Annotated in this window: 18 protein-coding genes; 5 read left to right on the forward strand and 13 right to left on the reverse strand. The window is 66.6% G+C overall.

The genetic code is table 11. From position 1 onward, the window contains the following. Window positions 1-285: 285 nt before the first annotated feature. Entirely contained in the window at window positions 286-1,857 is a 1,572-nt protein-coding gene (locus HCA61_RS04945) for an AMP-binding protein (RefSeq protein ID WP_169687063.1), read from the reverse strand. 209 nt (window positions 1,858-2,066) lie between these two features. Here HCA61_RS04945 and HCA61_RS04950 point away from each other — a divergent pair, with 209 nt between their 5' ends. Then, window positions 2,067-2,858 (forward strand): FAD-binding oxidoreductase, encoded by a 792-nt coding sequence (locus HCA61_RS04950; protein WP_169687446.1) that lies wholly within the window; start codon window positions 2,067-2,069, stop codon window positions 2,856-2,858. A gap of 23 nt (window positions 2,859-2,881) precedes the next feature. Here the strand turns inward: HCA61_RS04950 and HCA61_RS04955 are convergent, their stop codons facing one another. The 4 genes from HCA61_RS04955 to HCA61_RS04970 all read right to left on the reverse strand — a co-directional run bounded on the left by HCA61_RS04955 (window position 2,882) and on the right by HCA61_RS04970 (window position 6,114). Continuing rightward, window positions 2,882-3,283, reverse strand: coding sequence for a nuclear transport factor 2 family protein (locus tag HCA61_RS04955; protein WP_169687064.1), 402 nt, complete (start codon window positions 3,281-3,283; stop codon window positions 2,882-2,884). 11 nt (window positions 3,284-3,294) lie between these two features. Beyond that, the gene (locus HCA61_RS04960) at window positions 3,295-5,004 is read right to left on the reverse strand and encodes a 3-ketosteroid-delta-1-dehydrogenase (RefSeq protein ID WP_169687065.1); all 1,710 of its coding nucleotides are present in this window, start codon (window positions 5,002-5,004) and stop codon (window positions 3,295-3,297) included. A gap of 202 nt (window positions 5,005-5,206) precedes the next feature. After that, window positions 5,207-5,725: a nuclear transport factor 2 family protein gene (locus HCA61_RS04965; RefSeq protein WP_169687066.1), complete on the reverse strand. Its 519-nt coding sequence runs from the start codon at window positions 5,723-5,725 to the stop codon at window positions 5,207-5,209. Continuing rightward, entirely contained in the window at window positions 5,725-6,114 is a 390-nt protein-coding gene (locus HCA61_RS04970) for a nuclear transport factor 2 family protein (RefSeq protein WP_169687067.1), read from the reverse strand. The genes HCA61_RS04965 and HCA61_RS04970 overlap by 1 nt, the downstream gene beginning before the upstream one ends. Before the next feature lie 165 nt (window positions 6,115-6,279). On the opposite strand from HCA61_RS04970, the gene HCA61_RS04975 reads away from it, so the two are divergent. The 3 genes from HCA61_RS04975 (at window position 6,280) to HCA61_RS04985 (ending at window position 8,475) form a co-directional block, all read left to right on the forward strand. After that, window positions 6,280-6,774 carry a flavin reductase family protein gene (locus HCA61_RS04975; RefSeq protein ID WP_169687068.1) on the forward strand — a complete coding sequence of 165 codons (495 nt, stop codon included), beginning with the start codon at window positions 6,280-6,282 and terminating at the stop codon, window positions 6,772-6,774. Window positions 6,775-6,865: 91 nt separating this feature from the next. Further along, window positions 6,866-7,855: an LLM class flavin-dependent oxidoreductase gene (locus tag HCA61_RS04980; RefSeq protein ID WP_169687069.1), complete on the forward strand. Its 990-nt coding sequence runs from the start codon at window positions 6,866-6,868 to the stop codon at window positions 7,853-7,855. Between the two features lie 170 nt (window positions 7,856-8,025). After that, entirely contained in the window at window positions 8,026-8,475 is a 450-nt protein-coding gene (locus HCA61_RS04985) for a hypothetical protein (RefSeq protein WP_169687070.1), read from the forward strand. 67 nt (window positions 8,476-8,542) lie between these two features. Here HCA61_RS04985 and HCA61_RS04990 read toward each other — a convergent pair whose 3' ends face one another. From HCA61_RS04990 to dnaK, 5 genes are all read right to left on the reverse strand, one after another. Next, window positions 8,543-10,078, reverse strand: coding sequence for an FAD-binding protein (locus HCA61_RS04990; RefSeq protein WP_169687071.1), 1,536 nt, complete (start codon window positions 10,076-10,078; stop codon window positions 8,543-8,545). Between the two features lie 117 nt (window positions 10,079-10,195). Beyond that, window positions 10,196-10,597: a helix-turn-helix domain-containing protein gene (locus tag HCA61_RS04995; protein ID WP_169687072.1), complete on the reverse strand. Its 402-nt coding sequence runs from the start codon at window positions 10,595-10,597 to the stop codon at window positions 10,196-10,198. After that, window positions 10,594-11,766, reverse strand: coding sequence for a molecular chaperone DnaJ (gene dnaJ / locus HCA61_RS05000; protein WP_169687073.1), 1,173 nt, complete (start codon window positions 11,764-11,766; stop codon window positions 10,594-10,596). The genes HCA61_RS04995 and dnaJ overlap by 4 nt, the downstream gene beginning before the upstream one ends. Before the next feature lie 31 nt (window positions 11,767-11,797). Next, complete coding sequence (gene grpE, locus HCA61_RS05005) at window positions 11,798-12,433, reverse strand: nucleotide exchange factor GrpE (RefSeq protein ID WP_169687074.1); 636 nt, start codon at window positions 12,431-12,433, stop codon at window positions 11,798-11,800. Beyond that, on the reverse strand, window positions 12,430-14,268 hold the full coding sequence (gene dnaK, locus HCA61_RS05010) for a molecular chaperone DnaK (protein WP_169687075.1): 1,839 nt from the start codon (window positions 14,266-14,268) through the stop codon (window positions 12,430-12,432). Before dnaK ends, grpE begins: the two co-directional genes overlap by 4 nt. A 388-nt stretch (window positions 14,269-14,656) precedes the next feature. Between dnaK and HCA61_RS05015 the strand changes: the two genes are divergently transcribed. Then, complete coding sequence (locus HCA61_RS05015) at window positions 14,657-14,827, forward strand: hypothetical protein (protein ID WP_169686882.1); 171 nt, start codon at window positions 14,657-14,659, stop codon at window positions 14,825-14,827. A 62-nt stretch (window positions 14,828-14,889) separates the two neighbouring features. On the opposite strand, the gene HCA61_RS05020 is transcribed toward HCA61_RS05015, so the two are convergent. From HCA61_RS05020 to HCA61_RS05030, 3 genes are all read right to left on the reverse strand, one after another. Then, a complete protein-coding gene (locus HCA61_RS05020) occupies window positions 14,890-16,362 on the reverse strand; it encodes a dynamin family protein (RefSeq protein WP_169687076.1) in 1,473 nt (490 codons plus the stop codon). Further along, a complete protein-coding gene (locus tag HCA61_RS05025; protein WP_169687077.1) occupies window positions 16,359-18,176 on the reverse strand; it encodes a dynamin family protein in 1,818 nt (605 codons plus the stop codon). Before HCA61_RS05025 ends, HCA61_RS05020 begins: the two co-directional genes overlap by 4 nt. Window positions 18,177-18,245: 69 nt before the next feature. Then, complete coding sequence (locus HCA61_RS05030) at window positions 18,246-20,078, reverse strand: IniB N-terminal domain-containing protein (RefSeq protein WP_169687078.1); 1,833 nt, start codon at window positions 20,076-20,078, stop codon at window positions 18,246-18,248. Between the last annotated feature and the right edge of the window lie 114 nt (window positions 20,079-20,192).

Here is a 20,192-nt window from a genome sequence, read left to right on the forward strand (position 1 = left end):
CACTCCCGTGCAGAACCTACTGGGCGGATCCCGACGAGATCAGTTCCAGGATGACGCCCACGAGCACGTCGGTGAGCAGCGATGCGATCGAACCCATTTCAATTCCCCCTCCGATGGTTGATGCCGTGCATCGCTGGTCGATGCACAACGGTGATTCGGCGATTCGAGATCCCCGGCCACCGGAAACAATGGTCACTCGAGTCGACGAACTCCGCTTGCCACGTGACCGATCTCACCTCGTCGCACCGGGAAAGTCATTTCCTCGCACAACCTTTCGTGCGCAAACTACCGATACGACGCGCGCAGCGTCTTCTTGTCGAGCTTGCCGAGCGGTGTCAGAGGCAGGGCGTCGAGAAAATCCACCGACTTCGGAGCATGCACCGATCCCTTCGCTGCGCGCACCTTCTCGATCAGTTCGTCGGCCGGAACATCCTGCCCGTCGCGCAGCACGACACACGCCTTCACGGCTTCGCCCCACTTCTGATCGGGGACACCGACAACCGCGACCGACGCGACAGCAGGGTGTGCCGAGATGACGTCCTCGATCTCGCGGGGAAACACATTGAAGCCGCCCGTGACGATCATGTCTTTCTTGCGGTCGACGATGGTGAGGAATCCGTGCTTGTCGGCGCGCGCGACGTCGCCGGTGTGCAGCCATCCTCCGCGCAGCGCCTCGGCCGTCTCGTCGGGCTTGTTCCAGTAGCCCTTCATCACGAGAGGGCCGCGCACACAGATCTCTCCGAGTTCGCCCTGCGGCACCTCCCGGAGGTCGTCGTCGAGCAGGCGGACATCGAGCCACGGGACCGGCCGGCCACACGACGCGAGCCGGCCGGGATCGTCGGCGAGGTGCTCTTCTTTCCGTAGCACCGCGATGGTCATGCCGCATTCCGACTGACCGTAGAACTGGAAGAACACCTGCCCGAGACGCTCGATGCCTTCACGCAGCCGTGCAGGCGACATCGCGGAGGCCCCGTAGAAGAGGGTCTGCAAGCTGGACAGATCGCGTGTGTCGAAGTCCGGGTGGTCGAGCAGCATGTAGATCATCGTCGGGACGAGCATGGTGGCGTCGATGCGGTGCTTCTCGATCGTCTCGAGGACGAGGCCCGGTTCGAAGTACGGCAATACGTAGAGGCAACCGCCACGCAGCAGCGTGGGGATGAAGAACGCGGCTCCCGCGTGGGAGAGAGGCGTGCAGATCAGGAAGCGAGGTTGGTCCGGCCACTGCCACTCCGACATCTGGATCTGCGGAAGCGCGACACCGGATCGGAACGAGCCCATCACACCCTTGGGCTTTCCGGTGGTACCACCGGTGTAGACCATCGACGAGGTGTCCTCGGCGTCGACATGCGCCGCGACGAGTCGCTGCTCGGTGAAGGTGTCGGCGAGGGCGAGGATGTCGGTGGCGATCTTCGAGGGGCCGAGCGAGAACAGATTTTTCAGCGTCGGCACCTGCGCTTTCAGTTCCGCAGCGCGCTCCTCGAAGTGCACGGGATCGAAGACGAGGGTCTCGATCTCGGCATCGGCGGTGATGTAGAGGTGGTCGTCGAGTGATCCCATGGGATTGAGGGCGCTGTTACGGCACCCGGCGATCATGGTCGCGCCCATGTTGATGAGAACTTCGGGACGGTTCTTCGACAACACTGCGACCGACGAGCCCTTCCCGACTCCGACCGACGCGAGGGCCTGCTGGTAGCGACTGATGGCCGCGCGCATCTCCGCGCCCGTCAGGACTACGTCGCCCAGGTGCAATGCGGGGCGGTCGGCGCTGCGGTCGAGCGCGGTGATGAGCAGATCCGGGTTGTAGACGGGTCGATGCAGGTCGGCGTATTCCCCGGACTCTACGGACTTCTCAGCCATCGGCATCCTTCCGATCATGGTGGCGGCGTCGGTGCGATGGCCGAGAGGTCGTTATGGCGACCATCACATGCTGCCCGTCACGATAACCGCTCGAGGCCAAAAACTGAAACATGTTCCATTCTGTCACCGGTCCGAATTCTCGCCTAGAGTTCATGGCAGCACCGAGCCCTCCGCACCACCGCGCGCCCACCACCCAAGAGGATTCCCACATGCAGTCGGCCACGTCGCCAGCGCCCGAAACCGAGATCGCCGTGTCGGCGACCGTCGTCGAGCACCACCGCCTCCGACACGACCTCGCCGTCATCCGACTCGAATGCACCGACAGCATGGTGCCGTTCCGTGCGGGCCAGTACGTCGACGTGACGGTTCCCCAACGCCCGAATCTGCCGCGACGCCTGTCCCCCGCGCTGCCACCATCGATGGACGGCAAGCTCGAATTCCACGTCCGTACCGTCCCCGGCGGCTGGGTCAGCGGCGCCATCGTCTCCGACACCCAACCGGGCGACGTATGGAGCATCACCTCACCTCGCGGCGGGGATCTCCACCTCGACGACACCGGACGCATCGCCATCATGATCGCCGCAGGAACCGGCCTGGCGCCGATGCGTGCATTGATCCTCGACGCAGCCCGCCGCGAGAATCCTCCTCGCACGTTCCTGTTCGTCGGCGCGCGATCGCCCCGCGATCTGTACGCCGCCGACATGCTCTCACTCATCAGTGAGGCGCTGCCGTGGCTGACCGTGGTCCCCGTCGTCGAGTCCGTCGAAGACCCGTCGGTACCCGACCCGTGGCACCAGCGGATCCTCTCCCGCATCGGCGATATCGGCGCCGATCCCGACGAGCTGCTCGAGGGCAGCCTCGACGAGATTGTCACGTCATACGGGGCATTCGGCGATCACCAGGTGCTCGTCTGCGGACCCGGCGCCATGGTGCAGACGACGGTGCAGCGGCTCACCGAGTCGGGTACTCCCATCGAGAACATCCGCTTCGACCCGTACTGATCTTTCGGTCGCGGCGTGATCGGCTACAGGCCGATCACGCTACGATCGCCGAGTTCGCCGCGGATTCGGACGGTGCGCGCAGCGAGCCGCCACCCGTCAGCAGTGCGACGCCACCGGTCGTCGTAGTCACCCATGCATTCGTAGGTGGCACCGGTGAGGTCGCCGATCCCGGTGTGGAACGCCCGGAAACTACTGCGTACCGCGACGTCGCTTCCGTCCTGCTCGATCCGGACGTTGCCGATCAAGTGCTGGGTGAGACCGCACGCGTCGAGGCAATACCGGACGCGTGCAACAGTTTCCGCAACACCGACAACACCGTACGACTTCGTGTCGTCTGTGAGCGACGCAGCGAACGTCACCCAGTCCTTCTCATCGAGACAGGTCGCCAACGCGAACAGACTGTCCGCGATGGCGACCCGGTCCATGCCCAGCACTGTCAGCGAGCGACCTTCGAGTCGGCGGCGTCGTGTGCCGCGATGTAGCCGTACACGAGTCCTTGGCCGATGGTGGCACCTGCACCCGGGTAACGGTTTCCGAACGCGTTGGCGGCGGTGTTGCCGATCGCATACAGGCCGTCGATCGCGTCGCCGTCCTCGCGCAGCACACGGCCGCGCTCGTCGGCGCGCAGACCACCGCAGGTGCCGAGGTCGCTGAGTGTCATCTTCACAGCGAAGTACGGGCCCTGGTCGAGCGGTCGCAGGTTCGGGTTGGGCTCGATCGTCGGATCACCGTAGTAGCGATCGTAAGCGCTCCCGCCGCGGGAGAACTCTGCGTCCGTGCCTGCTGCCGCGTCATCGTTGAACCGGCGGAACTGCTCGGTGAACGCGTCGACGGGTACGCCCATCGATTCTGCAAGCTCGGCCGCCGACGCACCACTGTGCGCGATACCGGCCTTGAACCACGAACCCGGAATCGGCTGGCGCGGCATCAGTCCCGCCGCGAATACGTAGCTGTTGCGGTACTTCTGGTCGAACACGATCCACATCGACTCGATCGGATCTCCCGCGCGCTCCCGCTCGAGAACCAACTGGCCGAAGGACATGTAGTCCGACGACTCGTTGGTGAAGCGGCGACCGGTCTGATCGACGATGAACGACCCCGGAAGCGAACGCTCCGCGAGCATCACCAGCGGCGGCCTGCCCGGCTTGGCCGGGGCGACAGCCGGGAACCACCACGCCTGGTCCATGAGGTCGACATCGGCGCCGATCCCCTGCGCGACCTTGATGGCGTCGCCGGTGTTGCCTTCGGCGCCGAGGCTCTCGCCCGCGACGAGCGACTCCGACTGGAACTTGTGACGCCACTCCATGTCGTGATCGAAGCCGCCTGCCGCGAGGACGACACCGCGGCGTGCGGTCACCGTCACCTCACGGCCGTTCTGCTCGAGAACCGCACCGGTGACGCGTTCGCCGTCCTTGACGAGCCGCACCAGCGACGTCTCGGTCCACACCGGAATGTTCGCGTTCAGCACACCCGCGAACAGCCCCGCCGCGATGGCCTGCCCGCCGGCCACGTATTCACGTTTGAGGGCGAGTCCGGCAACACCCTGCGCGAGGCGCCGGAAGATCCGCGAGAAGCCCTTGACGGGCATCCTCGTCATCAGGTTCATCCACTTGTAATCGGCGCCCGTAGTGGGCATCGGCAGGCCCGCCTCCATCAGGCCGGGACGCAAACGGCCCCGTTCCGCACCCAGCTGGGAGAGATCGAAGGGCTTGCACTCGCAGGTGCGGCCGACCGCAGCACCACCGGGACGCTCCGGATGGTAGTCCGAGTAGCCCTCGGCCCAGAAGAACTTCATCGGCGTGGTGCGCTGCAGCATCGCGACAGTCTCGGCGCCGTTGTCGACGAATGCGTCGCCGCGCTCGACCGGCGCGGTGCCGTCGACCACCGAGCGCACGTAGGTGCGACCGCGCTCTTCCGTGTCGCCGGTGCGTGCTTGCTTCAGGACCGGGTTGGCGGGCATCCAGAACGCACCGCCCGATCGGGCCGTGGAGCCACCCACGTACTCGGTCTTTTCCACGATGAGCGACGACAGGCCACGCTCGTTCGCCGCCAGGGCCGCAGCCATGCCCGTGCCCGCGCCGATCACGAGCAGGTCGACGGTGGTGTCGCGGGCGGGAGTCAGGGGCGGTACGGCGCGTTTCACCATCGAGAATTCTCCTTGTACCTGAGTGTCACAACGTGTTGGAAGACGCTAGGCCAGCCACTTCACCATCGGAACGGATGATCCCGACCACCGGGATGCCCCACAGCGCAACACTCGCGCCGATATTCGATCCCGAACTCCTCGGTCCGCGCGGGCAGTGCAGCGCACTGCCCTGCCCCCGTTTCGCCGCCGACAACAGTGGCGGTCATCTCCCTCGATACGAATAGAACGCCGGTGTGTGATCGACGCGAAGACGCGTGAGGTTGCGATAGCTGATCAGCCACGTCCCGTCCACCCTGCGGTATTCCTCGTGGTAGTGACCCCAGCCGTGCAGGTGCTCCTCCACGTCGCCGTTGGTCCACCACAGCACGTCCTCCATCGCCCAGATGCCGGTCGCGGTGGTGTCGGAGGTGAGCGTGATCTCGGGGTTGTGGCCGTGGTGGGCCGAGGTCACGGTGATCTCGCCGTCGAGGAACTGCTGGATCATGTTCTTGAGCGGCTCGCGGCCCACGACTGCGCCGGGACGCTCCGCGGGCGGCAGGTGACTGTGGTCGCCGCCTTCGAGGCGGAACGTCTCACTGACGACGTCCTCGGTGTGCAGGGTGGGGTAGAGCTCCCACTGCTTGTTGTCCATCACCCGGAGCCGAGCGGCGAACACCCGCTTGATCTCCTCGATCGCCATCGCCTGCTCGGCCGCCGTGAGCGTCAACTCGGTTTCAGGCATCACAGCACCTTCATGTCCTCAGGCGACCAATAGGCACGCATCGAGGTGATGCGACCGGACTCGTCGACGGTCATCACATCGATCGGTTCGGCCTCGTAGACCTTGTCGCCCATCGGGGTGGTGACACGGAAGTGGAAGGCTGCGCTCGCCCCGCTGATCTTCAAGGTCAGCAACTCGGCCTTCTGTCGGGTGCCGTCGAGCGCGCTGTAGTGCTGCGCGATGGCCTCGCTGCCCACCTTCGTCCCGGAGCCGACCGGATCCTCGAGGGTCGCATCGTCGGCGTACAGTGCGGCGATCGTCGCCGACACGCCCGACTCCAACGCGGCCATGTATCCGGCGATGGTGGCGCGGACAGTATCCGCAGACGGGATGCTCTCGGTTGTTGACATGTGCGCGACGCTACGACGACCCGATCCCCGCACGGATACAGTTTCCCGTTGAGCGAGAGGCCGGTATTTTACGCCGTGTCCGACCACTGATCGGGAGCCCCATCCACGCGTGTCGATCGAGTACCGGACACTGGAGGAACGACGATCTCGGAAACGGAGCTGAGTATGACCGCGGAACATGCAGTGCTGGATCCACGCACGATGCGCGATGTGATGGGTAACTTCTGCACGGGGGTCACCGTGATCACCGCCCTCGACGGTGACGAGCCACTGGGTTTCGCGTGCCAGTCCTTCACGTCGGTGTCGCTGGAACCACCGCTGGTGTCGTTCTGCCCGGCTCGCACCTCGACGACCTGGCCCAAGATCCGTGAGGTCGGCACACTCGCCATCAACGTGCTCGCCGAGAGCCAGCGCACGCTGTGCGGGGCGTTCGCGACGAGCGGCGGAAACAAGTTCCGCGGTGTCCGCTGGTCTCCCGGTGACAACGGTGCGCCCGCCATCGACGGTGCCCTCGCTCGCGTGGAGGCCGTCGTCGAATCCGAGCACGACGCAGGCGACCACACCATCGTCGTCGCCCGCGTCACCGGCTTGACCACCCTGGACCCGAACAGCCCGCTGCTGTTCTACCGCGGCAATTACGGCACATTCGAGCACATGTGACACACGAGGCGGAATAGCGGTCGCCGGGAACGGGTTGCACCGAAGGTGTGCCCGGCGGCCGGTGCCGGGCCCCGACGCGAAGGATCTCTCGGTGACCGTTCCCCTCTCCATCCTCGATCTGGCACACATCGGCAAGGGCGAATCCGCACGCGACAGCTTCGAGGCGAGCGTGAAGATGGCCCAGCTCGCCGAGGAGTGGGGTTACCGACGGATCTGGTATGCCGAGCACCACAACATGCCGACGATCGCGTCGTCGGCGACCGGTGTGCTGATCGCGCACGTCGCCGCACACACCTCGACGATCCGGCTCGGCGCGGGCGGCATCATGCTCCCCAACCATTCGCCGCTCACCATCGCCGAACAGTTCGGCACCCTCGAAACACTGCACCCGGGGCGTATCGACCTCGGTCTCGGTCGCGCACCCGGCAGCGACCAGAAGACGATGAGGGCGCTGCGCCGCGACCCGTCGTCGGCCGACAGCTTTCCGCAGGACGTGCTCGAACTCCAAGCTTATCTACGTGGTGATTCCCGCATCCCCGGCGTCGACGCGATCCCCGGCAAGGGCACCGACGTGCCGCTCTACATTCTCGGATCGTCCCTGTTCGGTGCGAAGCTCGCCGCGCTGCTCGGTCTGCCGTACGCGTTCGCGTCGCACTTCGCGCCGCAATCCCTCGAAGAGGCGGTGCAGCTGTACCGGAACGAGTACCAGCCGTCGGAGCAGCATCCCGAACCGCACGTGATCGCGGGTGTCGGCGTCATCGCAGCCGACACTGCCGACGAGGCCGCGGAGCTGTTCGAGCAGACCAAGCGTCAGCGCGTCGTGCAGATGGTGGGGCGCGGCCGCACCTTCACCGACGAGGAGATCGACATGCTGCTCGATTCCCCCGCCGGAATGCAGGTGCTCACGATGCTGCGCTACACCGCCGTCGGTACCGCCGACGACGTGCGTGACTACCTCGACCGGTTCACCGAGCGCGCGCAGGCCGACGAACTGATCGTCGTGTCGTCGGCACCGGGTCGTGCGGCGTGGCTGCGGTCGCTCGAACTGGTCGCGCAGGTCAGCGGGCTGGTCCCCGCCTGACCATTGACCGAATGTCACCTTTATGCACCTCGAGTAGCCGAAGGTGACATTCGGCCCTACAGGGGAGGGAATCGGGAATGGGAAGGTAATCGCGTCGACATCTACTCGTGGGTACACTTTGGCGGCCAGCCGGCCATTCGCAGTAGGCACCGAGACCCCGCAGGAGCACGATGAAACTTCGCACCCGCGTCATTGCCGCCGCCGTATTCGCCGCCGCGACCCTCACCGCGCCCGCGACCGCGGGTGCCGATGGACTTCCCGACGACGGCCCCACCATCGTCATGACCGTCACGAACACCAGTGACGCGCCGATGATCTACTCCGGCGACAGCAACGAGTACGGGCGGTGGGTCGACAAACCCGCCACGGTGATTGCAGCACATGCGACCGAGACGATCAGTGCTGTCGCTACGGATCGGCGCGGGCTCGGAATCCAGGTGACCTACACGATGCCGGGCGACGGGCACGTCGCGCTGATGTCGAACAATTACGGCACCGGTCCTGCGAATGCAGACGGCACGCGGATCGACGGACCGAACCGGCACGGTTACTCCATCGCGTCGCACGTGGGGACGGGCTTTCCCTTCATGAAGGTGACCTACACAGTCAGCCGCCCCTGAATCCGCATGTGGCCGAACGCCGCTCCCCATGAGGCGAGCAACGTTCGGCCACATTCTCTTTCGTAGGTCAGCGGGTCGCAGCGTCCTTCACGGCCAGATGCGCGAACAATGCGCTCGTGCCGATCGGGTTGCCGCCACCGGGGTAGACGGTGCCGCTCGGCGCCGCCATCGTGTTGCCTGCCGCATACAGGCCGGCGATCGGGGTGCCCTCGGTGTCGAGAACTCGCCCAACGGTGTCCGTCTTCAGTCCGCCCTTGGTGCCGAGGTCGGAAATACCGAACTGTGCCGCGTGGAACGGGCCCTTCTCGATGGGGACCAGCGCCGAACCGCCGCCGGTGAAGGCGAGGTCGTAGGGTTCGTCACCGCGGCCGAAGTCCTCGTCGACGCCCTTGACCACGAGTTCGTTGAACCGCGCGACCGTCGCTTCGAGCGCTGCCGCCGGAACACCGATCTGCTCGGCGAGGCCGGCGAGGGTGTCGGCCGTCTTCCACAGGCCCTTCTCGACGTACTCCTCGGTCTCCGACAACGGAACGTTGGTCGCCCCGACAGGGGGCACCGGCCCGCGGCTGTCGTCGTAGATCATCCAGAACGGCAGCGTCATGTCGCCGCTTTCCATGCGGTCGATGACCTCGCGACCCAGCCTGTCGTAGGGGGCGTACTCGTTGGTGAAGCGCTTTCCGTCCTGGTCGACGAAGATGCCACCGGTGAAGCACAACGCGAACGCGGAGCGTCCGTCCGGGTGCGTCAGTCCGGGAGACCACCACGCTTCGCCCATGAGGTCGACGTCGGAACCGACCGCAATACCGGCCTGGTGTGCCTTGCCCAGGTTCGACCACGGACCCATCGAGTCGCGGGCCGCGCCAGGAACACCGTACTTGCTGCGCATCTCGTCGTTCTGGTCGAAACCGCCGGCCGCGAGGACGACGCCCTTGCGCGCACGGATCGCGCGACGCTCGTCACCATTCGAGACGATCGCACCGACCACGGCCCCGTCCTCGACGACGAGTTCTTCGAGCGGGGTGTTGCGATGCAACTGGACGTTCGGGTACTTGCGCAGCGCGATGAGGAACCTGCCGATCAGGGCGCGGCCGCCGATCAGCATGTCGGGTAGCGCTTCGCCGTTGCGTTCGCGGCCGAGCGGGCCACGGACCGACTCGTTGAGTTCCGGGTCGTCGGCGATCGGCAGCGGCGTCGGCACGATGTGACGTCCTCCGGCGCGCGCCTTGGGTGCCTTGCCGAAGTAGTCCGGCCAGGGGTACGGCATGAACGCGAGGTCGTCGTCGGTCTCGAGGTAGTCGATCAGAGGTGCGCCGCCGCGGACGTACGCGTCCTGCAATTCCTGGGGCGTCCGGTCGCCGACGACGGCGTGGTAGTACTCGAGTGCATCCTCGATGGTGTCGTCGTCGCCGGCGCGCTTCAGCACGGCATTGGTGGGGAACCAGACGCCTCCGCCCCCGGAGTAGGCGGTGGTGCCGCCGAAGTACTCGGACGCTTCGACGAGGGTGACCGACAGTCCTTCACGTGCTGCCGTGTAAGCGCCGCAGGCGCCTCCGGCTCCCGATCCGACGACGAGTACGTCGGTTTCTTCCGCCCAATCCACCATGCTTGATGCCTTCCGCTGATCGGTACTGTGGAACACGCCACAGTGTGCCCGCGTGGAAAGCTTTCCGGTCGTGGGATTCCGCTGATCGGGAGACTGACGTGGCAGCGGATACGGTCATCAGTCGCGCTGTCCGCGCGGCTTCCACACCACCAGTGCATTGCTGCGCGGGATGGGAACCAGTTCGCGTCGTGCGGAGCGGAGCCGGGCGACCTCCACCGACATCTCCGCGACCCGCTGCTGCAGCGCCTCGACCTGATTGGTCAGTTCGATGATCCGTTTGATGCCTGCGAGGCTGACACCCTCGTCCTGCGAGAGTCGCTGCACTTCACGAAGCAGTTCGACGTCGCGCGGCGAATACCGGCGACCGCCACCGCTGGTGCGGTGTGGGGTCACCAGTCCGAGCCGGTCGTAGTTTCGCAGCGTCTGCGCGTGCATTCCTGCGAGTTCGGCCGCGACCGAGATGACATAGACACGTGCATCCGGGTCCGGCGGGTTACGGAAACCTGGTGTCTCGCTCATCGTGCACCTGCCCATCCTTCACGCGGATCGAATCCACCGGCCTCTTCGGCCTGAAGATATGCGCGCAGCGCCTCGGTCGCCTTGTCGTCGAGGTTCTGCGGGATCGCCACCTTGAGGGTCACCAGCAGATCGCCCGAGCCGCCGCCACGCTTGGCGACACCGCGCCCGCGGACGCGCATGACTCGTCCGTCTGCGGTGCCAGGCGGAATCTTCAGCCCGACACGACCTTCCAGTGTCGGCACGGACACGGTGCCGCCCAACACGAGTTCGCCGTAGCTGACGGGAAGTACGAGTGTCAGGTCGTCGCCTTCGCGACCGAACACCTTGTCGGAGCGCACGTGCACGGTGACGAACAGGTCGCCCGAAGGAGCGCCACGCAGTCCGGCCTCGCCCTGCCCGGCGAGACGGATCTTGGATCCGTCCTTCACGCCCGCGGGAACGCGGACGGTGATCGTCCGTGTGCGGTTCTGCACGCCGGATCCGTGGCAGTCGTGGCACGGATTGTCGATGATCGAGCCGCTGCCGCGGCAGTCGTCGCACGGTTCCGAGAAACCGAATGCGCCCTGGTTGCGCGAGACGATGCCACTTCCGTTGCAGCGCGGGCAGACACGCGGGCTCGTGCCCGGTTCTGCGCCGCTACCGTGACACGTCGTGCACGGCGCGGGACTGGTCATGCGCAGCGGAACCGTTACGCCGAGCACGGCGTCACGGAAGTCGAGGGTGGTCTCGGTCTCGACATCGCTGCCGCGACGCGGACGCGACCGGGTTGCCCCGCCAGCGCCTCCCCCGCGATTGAACATGCCGCCGAAGAGGTCGCCGAGCCCACCGTCGCCTGCCGCGCCTCCCCCGAACAGGTCTCCGAGGTCGAAGGTGCTGCTTCCGGAGAATCCGCCGCCGCCGGGCTGGAAGCCGCCACCGGGGAAGCCTCCCGAGGCGTACAGGCGACGGGTTTCGTCGTATTCCTTGCGTTTGGCAGGGTCGGACAGCACAGCATTGGCTTCGCTGACCGCTTTGAAACGTTCCTCGGCGGCGGAGTCGCCGGGGTTGGCATCGGGATGTAGGTCCCGTGCCAGCTTGCGGTAGGCCTTCTTGATCTCGTCGGCCGATGCGGACGAGGAAACGCCCAGATCCTTGTAGAAGTCCTTCTCGATCCACTCCCGTTGGCTCACTGGGCGCCTCCTCCTTCCGTTGTTGTTGTTCTTACTCTGCGCCGGACTCGTCCGACGGCTTATCTTGCGGTGTGTCCGACGGATCTCCGTCGGTCACGGTCACCATCGCGTGTCGCAGGATCCGCTCGTTGTAGCGGTAGCCCTTGCGCAGGACCGTCCCGAGAACAGGATGGTTGCCGTCGCCCTCCATCTGGACCGCCTCGTGGAGTTCGGGGTCGAAGGGGTCGCCTTCGACTCCGAATCCGGCCAGCCCGAGTGAGTCGAACACGGTGGTCAACTTGTCGGACATGGCCTTCAGGGGGCCCGACTCGAGATCGCCGTGTGCTCGTGCACGGTCGAGATCGTCGAGCACATCGAGGAACTTCGCCGCGACCGAGGCCTTGGCTTCCTCCACCGCTGCCGTGCGCTGGGCGTCGGACCGCCGCCGGTAGTTGGCGTATTCGGCCGTGACACGCTGCAGATCCGCAGTGCGCTCGGCGAGCTCGTCCGACTCCGGAGTCTCCGCCGATGCCTCGGTGGACGCTTCTGTGTCGCCCTCCGAGTCGGGAGCCGGCTCGACCACGTCGCCTTCGAGAGGTTCGGAATCACGAACCTCGAAGGTCTCGGGGTCTATCCGTCGCTTGTCGGTGACAGTGACCGGCTCCTGCTCGGGGGTACTCGACGTCACTTCTTCTCCGTGTCGTTGGGCTCGTCGACGACTTCGGCGTCGACGACGTCGTCGGCTCCGGCGGCTGCACCGTCACCGGCTGCACCTTCTGCGCCCTGCGCCTCGTAGATGGCCTGGCCGAGAGCCTGCGACTCGGTCGCGAGCTTTTCGACGGCAGTCTTCACCGCGGCGATGTCGGAACCGGCGAGCGCGTCGTTGGCTTCCTTGATGGCAGCCTCGACCTTCTCCTTGACGTCCGCAGGCACCTTCTCCTCGTTGTCCTTGATGAACTTCTCGGTCTGGTGCACGAGGGACTCGGCCTGGTTGCGAACCTCGGCCTCCTCGCGACGGGTCTTGTCTTCCTCGGCGTGAGCCTCGGCGTCCTTGACCATCCGGTCGATCTCCTCCTGGGACAGGCCGGAGCCGTCCTGGATCTTGATCGTGTTCTCCTTGCCGGTGCCCTTGTCGCGGGCGGTGACGTGCACGATGCCGTTGGCGTCGATGTCGAAGGTCACCTCGATCTGCGGCACACCGCGCGGGGCCGGCGCGATACCGCCGAGCTCGAACGAGCCGAGCAGCTTGTTGTGCGCTGCAATCTCGCGCTCACCCTGGAAGACCTGGATCTGCACGGACGGCTGATTGTCGTCGGCCGTGGTGAAGGTCTCCGACCGCTTGGTCGGGATCGTGGTGTTGCGTTCGATGAGCTTGGTCATCACGCCGCCCTTGGTCTCGATACCCAGCGACAGCGGGGTGACGTCGAGCAGCAGGACGTCCTTGACCTCACCCTTGAGGACACCGGCCTGCAGGGCAGCGCCCACGGCCACGACCTCGTCGGGGTTGACACCCTTGTTGGGCTCGCGGCCACCGGTGAGCTCGCGCACCAGGTCGGTGACGGCGGGCATACGGGTGGAGCCACCGACGAGCACGACGTGGTCGATGTCGCCGACAGCGATACCTGCATCCTTGACGACCTGCTGGAACGGCGCGCGGGTGCGCTCGAGGAGATCGTTGGTGATCTTCTGGAACTCCGAGCGGGTCAGCTGCTCGTCGAGGAACAGCGGGTTCTTGTCTGCGTCGACCGTGATGTACGGCAGGTTGATGGACGTCGACTGCGAGCTCGACAGCTCGATCTTCGCCTTCTCCGCAGCCTCACGCAGACGCTGCAGGGCCATCTTGTCCTTGGTCAGGTCGACGCCGTGCTGCGACTTGAACTTGTCGACGAGCCAGCTCACGACACGCTCGTCCCAGTCGTCGCCACCGAGGTGGTTGTCGCCGGAGGTGGCGCGCACCTCGACGACACCGTCGCCGATCTCCAGGAGGGACACGTCGAACGTGCCGCCGCCGAGGTCGAAGACGAGGATGGTCTGTTCCTTCTCGCCCTTATCGAGACCGTAGGCAAGCGCGGCTGCGGTGGGCTCGTTGACGATGCGCAGGACGTTGAGGCCTGCGATGGTGCCGGCTTCCTTCGTCGCCTGACGCTGCGAGTCGTTGAAGTACGCGGGCACCGTGATGACCGCGTCGGTGATGTCCTCACCCAGGTACGCCTCGGCGTCGCGCTTGAGCTTCATCAGCGTGCGAGCGCTGATCTCCTGCGAGGTGTACTTCTTGTCGTCGATCGCGACGGTCCAGTCGGTGCCGATGTGGCGCTTGACCGAGCGGATCGTGCGGTCGACGTTGGTGACTGCCTGGTTCTTGGCGGGCTGGCCCACCAGAACTTCGCCGTTCTTGGCGAACGCAACAACCGACGGGGTGGTGCGTGAACCTTCAGCGTTGGCGACCACGACGGGTTCGCCGCCCTCCAGAACGGAGACGACCGAGTTGGTGGTCCCGAGGTCGATACCGACCGCACGAGCCATGATTTCCTCCAAATGCTTCGAGATGTTCCTTGCTCAACCTGAGCCTGCCCGACTCACACTGAGCGCGGTCGACTCGACTTTGCACCTGCATCCACGTGCCTGTCAAGCAAGTTGAGTCATATGCGCTCAAGTTGTCTGATGGGTCCAACGGCAAGTATCGAGAATATGTTCCTGATGTGATGCAGATCACTATTGTTTGCAAGAGATGCGGACCAATACACCATTTTCGACCCGCGGTATCTGTCCGGAGGCGCTGCAATCGCGGTTGTCCACAGGCACCGTGCCCGCCTGACCGCCCTCCGAGGCACCCTCTCCGACGACGAAGCGATCAGCCACATCTCGGCTGCCGTCCTGCACGGGTTCGATCTGTGGGGCGTCGACCCGAAGTGTGTCCACCTCACCCGCGACCGCTGACACCATCCATCGCGAGAAGCTCCGCGAGGACGCGATCCGAGCACTCGGCTACGAGGTCGTGCGATGGACGTGGGGAGAGTTGTTCGAGTTCGACGCGGTGCGCGCACGTCTGATCGACGCGGCAAGCAGGGCACGTCGACGGTGATCACCACAGCAACGGACGGATACAACCTCCGCGAAGGTGTGTATCCGTCCGTTGCTCCGCTTCTACGAGGACCGCGCTTCGTTTGCCTTCGTGGTGAGAATCCCCTCCGCGCTGCGCGCCGCCACCGCCCCCGCCCGGGCGGTCGCCGGATCGAGCAGCGGATGCTCGGCGTACTGACGCCACCGCCGGACCGCAGCAACACCTGCTTCTCGAATCCGGGCGGGCGACGCGTCACCGGGCAATCCGAGCCGCTGCGTCGCCTCGATCCCGAAACCCCCGATCAGGCGTTGCAGGTCTGCCAGGTCGTCATCGCCCAGCGACAGGCGCGCCGACCGCAGACGGCCGAGGAGCCGCAACTCGGCGAATCCGTGCCCGTCGGCCAGTTCCCGCTGCACCGCCGCACGCAGGTCCCGGTCCCCGAATGTGCGCACCACCTTGTCGAGCGCGAGCAACGCCGAGTGTGCCTTGAGCTGATCTGCCCGCTGACCGAACTGCACGTCGATCACCTGGCGCAGTTCGTCCAGGCCGCTGCGGGCCACGAGCTCGGCAGCAAGGGACGACGAATCACGGATCCCGAGCTGCACGAGCGCGACGGCCATCCGGATACCGAAGAGCCCGAAACGATCTGCCAGCTGCGCGCGCATCGCAGGGGCAACTGGGAGCTCGATGTCGGGTCGTGAGAACCGGTCGGCGGAGAGCATCGCGATGTGCAGCTGCTCCCCCGGCACCTGCGCAAGCGCCTCGAACGCCGCGAACTCGGCCTGCCGGAGCGTGCGCGCAGCCAGCGCGAGGAGGCCGGCAACGGGAACGACCGCCTGACACGACCCTGTTCGCTCGAGCTCACCCGTCAGTCGCGACGCGACATCTCGCGCGGAGGCCATGGCGTCGGCGCGCCCTGCCCCCACCTCGTCGGCCCGCGACACGACACCGATCACCCCGAGGGGACCGGATTCACCACCCACGTGCCTGCCGATCCGGTCGAGGAAGTCGACGTCGGCGGCACCGAGGGTGCGCATGAGATAGACCACCGCATCGGCGCCGGACGCAGCATCGTCGGGCGCCAGCAGAGCCAGGGTGCGCGCCGAGACGTCCCGCGACAGCGACGACGTGCCGGGAGTATCGACGAGCGTGGTGTGCGCGAGCGCGCTGGCAGGCCATTGCACGTCGATGTGGTCGACGCGGTCCGCCGTGAGCGGACCGAGGTCGAAAGTGAGCCGGCGATCATGCCGCTGCACCGGCACACCGAACGTGCTTCCGCCGTCGTACCAGGCGGTCACCGTCGGGGTGGGACCGTTCCGGTACCACGTCACGACGCGCGTGCACTCCGTCGCGTCGGTGGGTGCAATATCTTGTCCCACAAGCGCGTTGAGCAGAGTCGACTTCCCCGCCTTCAGCGACCCTGCAAGAGCCACGCGCAGCGGTTGATCCAGCCGGTGCGCACACGCGGAGATCGACTCGGCCACCGCCGGGTCTGCGCCGTATCGTGCGCGGGCAGCGTCGACGAGACCGCGCGCGCGGTCGAGTGCCGCGTTCACGCCTGCGCCTCGGCGAAACGGGCCATCCGGTCGCGCATCCCGGTCAGTTCGGTCACCTGACGCTCGAGGTCCGCGGCCCGCCGGTGCCGTTCCTGCTGTTCTACGTTCGCGGCGTCCTGCGCAACCGTCATCGATTCCGACAACGAGCGAAGGGTCTGGTCGGCGATATCCGTGAAGTGATCTCGCAACTGCCGCTGAATGACCCGCAACCGATCTTTCGATTCCTTGCCCACCTGGAAACTGACGTCATCGGTGAACTTTCGGATGGCGATCTTCGCGTCGGCCCGCCGCTTGGCGACACGCGCCTGCTTGTCGTCACGATATGCCTTGGTGCCCAACACCACTCCGGCACCAACCGAGATCGGGTTGACGAGCGCCATTCCCATCAAAGTGGTCACCAGCCCGAACATGAGCACACCACCGTACGAACCCTTCATCCCGACGAGCACCTTCTGTCCGACACCGATACGTCCCGATTCGAGATCCGACAGGTCGCCGACGGGTGCGAGCAACCCCGACAGGTCACCGAGGCGCAGCTCAGGCAGCCGCGCGTCGTCGAGAGCGAAGTGCTCGCCGACGGTGCCTGCCAACGCCAGCGCCCGTTCGTGCGCCCATACGAAGTTGTCCCCCACCGATTCGGCGACCTGCTCTCCGAGCCACTGACCGAGCCTGGGCCATTCGCGGCCGGGATCGCATTCGTCGACGGACTCCTCCGCTGCTCGAGTGACGCTCCGCAGCCGGTCGCGCAGATCGTGGTCGACGTCCGCGGCCAGGTCGGCGATGCCGTCGGCGAGCGTGATCTGCCAGCGCGCGGCGCGTGTCCGCAACGTCTCGGCCGCTGTCTTGGCACGCTGCAGATCCTCGACAGCAGCGACGCCGGCTTCCGGATCACGGAGCGCGGTGAGTTCGCTCCGGACACCGAGCGTGAGATGCTCGATCACGCGCTTCACGTCGCGCGCGACCGACACCCGAGCCGCGTCGGCATTGCGCTCCACCACGCGTTCACGCAGGAAGTCGTACACCGCGGAGAACCCCGATTCGGCATTCAGCGACGCATCGTCGGTGCGGAGGGCGTACTCGCGCAACAGCGACGACACCGGCACGAGCGGCACGTCGAGACCCGCATCCTGCAGATGTGCCCGGTCGGCGTCGAGAATCCGACGCCAGTGCGGATACAGGTCGGTCTTGGTGAGCAGCACCGCCGACGCCGGGCACAGCGTGTGCACCTGACGCAGGAACGACATCTCCGGGGCGGTGAACTCCTGACTGGCGTCGGAGACGACGAAGACCGCGTCGGCACTTGCAATCAAGGTCAATGTTGCTGCGGTGTGCGGGTTTCCATGACGGCCCACACCGGGGGTGTCGACGAAGACCAGTCCGTCGGCCAGCAGTGGGCTGGGCGCGCTGACCTCGAGTCGCTGCACGGTTCGTCCGTCGGCACAGGGGGTTGCCGGGGTGATGCGGGCGAGATCGCCCGGTGGGATCTCGATGCGCTCCGCGCCGTCCCCGGCGAGCACGAAGTCGGCGCGAGGGCGGTCGCCGTGCTGCACGAGCGTCGGGACCGCGGTGGTCTCGTCGTCTCCGACGGAGCACACATCGACTCCCAGCAGCGCATTGACGAATCGGCTCTTGCCCTGGTTCAGCGGACCGACCACGACGACACGCAACCTCGGGTCGGCCACCCGGGTACGGGCGGCAGCGAGCCGCGCAACGAGGTCGACTCGATCGGCGGCACGTGCCGACACAATCGTCTCGTCGATGAGATCGACAAGCGCCGCGCGGCGGGTAGCGGCATCTGCGGGTGAGAGTGACATAGCGAGGTGTCGCACGCTTTCTGTCGTGAAGGCCGGCTCCGGCCATTATGGCCGGAGCCGCATGACGGATCAGGGCATCGGGTCGTCCAGTGCTGCCGGGTCGCCGGCCACCGTCTCTGCCGGGTCGGCACCGATGGTTCCGAACAGGCCACCGCCGAGGCCGCTGTCGGCCACGAGGTCGCCGGAACCGAACAGTCCACCGGCGCCTTGGGCCGCACCGAACACGTCGCCGTCCAGCGACGACCAACCACTCGCAGCCCCGTCGACGGCGCCGCCGAGCGTCCCGGTCGCGGTGCCGTCGAGGTCGGCGGCCGACTCGAGTCCGCCCGACAGCTCGCCCCAAAGATCTGCGCCGACATCGCCTGCGCCCTCGACCGCGGTACCGAGCCCACCTGCCGGATCTGTTCCCTGGCCCACGCCTGCCCCGAGCCCGCCGTCGATTCCGGTCGCGATGCCACCACCGACGCCGGCCACGAGACCTGCACCCGCATCGAGCGCTCCGTCGAGGGCGTAACCGAGCTGACCTGTCGCGTCGGCTCCCGCTCCGACTCCGGTGCCGATCGTGGTGGCGATCCCGGTCGCGAGGTCGCCGTTCGATTCGAGCGACACACCCCCGGTCTCGAGCGCACCCCCGAGCTGCGCACCGAGGTGGGCACCGGCTTCTCCGCCTGCGGAGAATGCCGAGCCGAGCACCGCCGACAGGTCCCCGCCTGCGGTCGCACCGAGGTCTGCGCCTGCGCCCGCCCCTGCGTCGAGTGCACCGCCCAGTGCCGCGGACAGCTCCATCGTCGCCGTTGTGTCCAACCCGAGCGCGCCGCCGAGTACGCCACCGACAACCGTGCCGAGATCGAGGTCCGTCTCCCCCGAGCCCGAGAGGAGGCCACCGAGATCGACGCCGCCCACGAACCCACCGTCGGCACCGCTTTCGATTACCGTTCCGAGCGCAGCGCCCAGGTCTCCTGCGGTCTCCCCTCCGGCGCCGAGCAATGCGGACAGCGACGCACCCAGGCCTGTCACGAGGCCGATGCCCGCGTCTACTTCGAGACCGGTTCCGAGTACCGAATCCACAGCACCGCCTAGTGCGCCGCTGAGTTCGGCACCGGCGCCGAGCGCGCCACCGAGGGCGACGCCGAGCGCCGTGCCCAGCTCCGCGCCGCCGGCGAGTGCCCCGTCGAGCGCGGCAGAGAATTCGCCGCCTGCGCTGATCGCGTTGTCGAGGAGCCCACCGAATGCCACGCCGAGATCGGCACCGAACGCGCCGCCCACACCGAACGCAGACTCGAGGGTGGCGCCGAGGTCGACCCCCAGTCCGCCGACCGCAGCGACGGCAGCATCGAGGGACGCGCCGAAGTCTGCGGCAGCACCAGCGCCGAGGTCGAGTCCGGTCGTGATCGCCGTTGCGACGTCGACTCCGAGATCCGCCCCGAGATCGAGTCCTGCACCTGCACCGAGAGCACCGCCGAGCGCGGCGCCGAGGTTCGCGCCGAGGTCACCACCGATTTCGAGCGCGGCGCCGAGCGAGCTCGACAGGTCCACGTCGACACCTGCACTTGCGTCTGCCCCGGCTGTGACGCCCCCGGCATGTCCGGCACCGAGGCTCACGCCGAGGCCGAGTCCGGCAGCTCCGCCGAGTCCGAGCGCACCGCCACCCGCAAGGCCCGCTGAACTCGCCAGCGCACCCCCAGCACCTACGGCACCGTTCAGTGCGGCGGTCAGATCCGCCGTCGATCCTGCGAACAGTCCGGTATCGGCGACGAGCGGCGCGACGGCAACGATGTCGGCGTGGCAGACATCGTTCAGTCCTGCCTCGGCGAGCACGGCCTCCGGGTTCGCACAGTAACGAGCAAGTTCGTTCTCGTCGCGGAACAGATCGAGGATGAAGTCGAGCACTGCATTGGACATCGCGTCTCTCCTGGGTTGTCGAATCTGCCTTCGACGCTACGAACCCCGACCCCGGCGCCCAAGGGGTCCACGCCCCCTACCTTCGGTGCCCGAGCGGTTGGGGGATCGCGGCGC

The sequence above is a fragment of the Rhodococcus sp. HNM0563 genome (genome assembly GCF_012726195.1).
Taxonomy (GTDB): Bacteria; Actinomycetota; Actinomycetes; order Mycobacteriales; family Mycobacteriaceae; genus Rhodococcus.

Excerpts from the sequence above, each read along its gene's own strand:
- HCA61_RS04945 (WP_169687063.1), bottom strand. The coding sequence starts at position 1,857 with ATGGCTGAGAAGTCCGTAGAGTCCGGGGAATACGCCGACCTGCATCGA.
- HCA61_RS04950 (WP_169687446.1), top strand. The coding sequence starts at position 2,067 with ATGCAGTCGGCCACGTCGCCAGCGCCCGAAACCGAGATCGCCGTGTCG.
- HCA61_RS04955 (WP_169687064.1), bottom strand. The coding sequence starts at position 3,283 with ATGGACCGGGTCGCCATCGCGGACAGTCTGTTCGCGTTGGCGACCTGT.
- HCA61_RS04960 (WP_169687065.1), bottom strand. The coding sequence starts at position 5,004 with ATGGTGAAACGCGCCGTACCGCCCCTGACTCCCGCCCGCGACACCACC.
- HCA61_RS04965 (WP_169687066.1), bottom strand. The coding sequence starts at position 5,725 with ATGCCTGAAACCGAGTTGACGCTCACGGCGGCCGAGCAGGCGATGGCG.
- HCA61_RS04970 (WP_169687067.1), bottom strand. The coding sequence starts at position 6,114 with ATGTCAACAACCGAGAGCATCCCGTCTGCGGATACTGTCCGCGCCACC.
- HCA61_RS04975 (WP_169687068.1), top strand. The coding sequence starts at position 6,280 with ATGACCGCGGAACATGCAGTGCTGGATCCACGCACGATGCGCGATGTG.
- HCA61_RS04985 (WP_169687070.1), top strand. The coding sequence starts at position 8,026 with ATGAAACTTCGCACCCGCGTCATTGCCGCCGCCGTATTCGCCGCCGCG.
- HCA61_RS04990 (WP_169687071.1), bottom strand. The coding sequence starts at position 10,078 with ATGGTGGATTGGGCGGAAGAAACCGACGTACTCGTCGTCGGATCGGGA.
- HCA61_RS04995 (WP_169687072.1), bottom strand. The coding sequence starts at position 10,597 with ATGAGCGAGACACCAGGTTTCCGTAACCCGCCGGACCCGGATGCACGT.
- dnaK (WP_169687075.1), bottom strand. The coding sequence starts at position 14,268 with ATGGCTCGTGCGGTCGGTATCGACCTCGGGACCACCAACTCGGTCGTC.
- HCA61_RS05025 (WP_169687077.1), bottom strand. The coding sequence starts at position 18,176 with ATGTCACTCTCACCCGCAGATGCCGCTACCCGCCGCGCGGCGCTTGTC.
- HCA61_RS05030 (WP_169687078.1), bottom strand. The coding sequence starts at position 20,078 with ATGTCCAATGCAGTGCTCGACTTCATCCTCGATCTGTTCCGCGACGAG.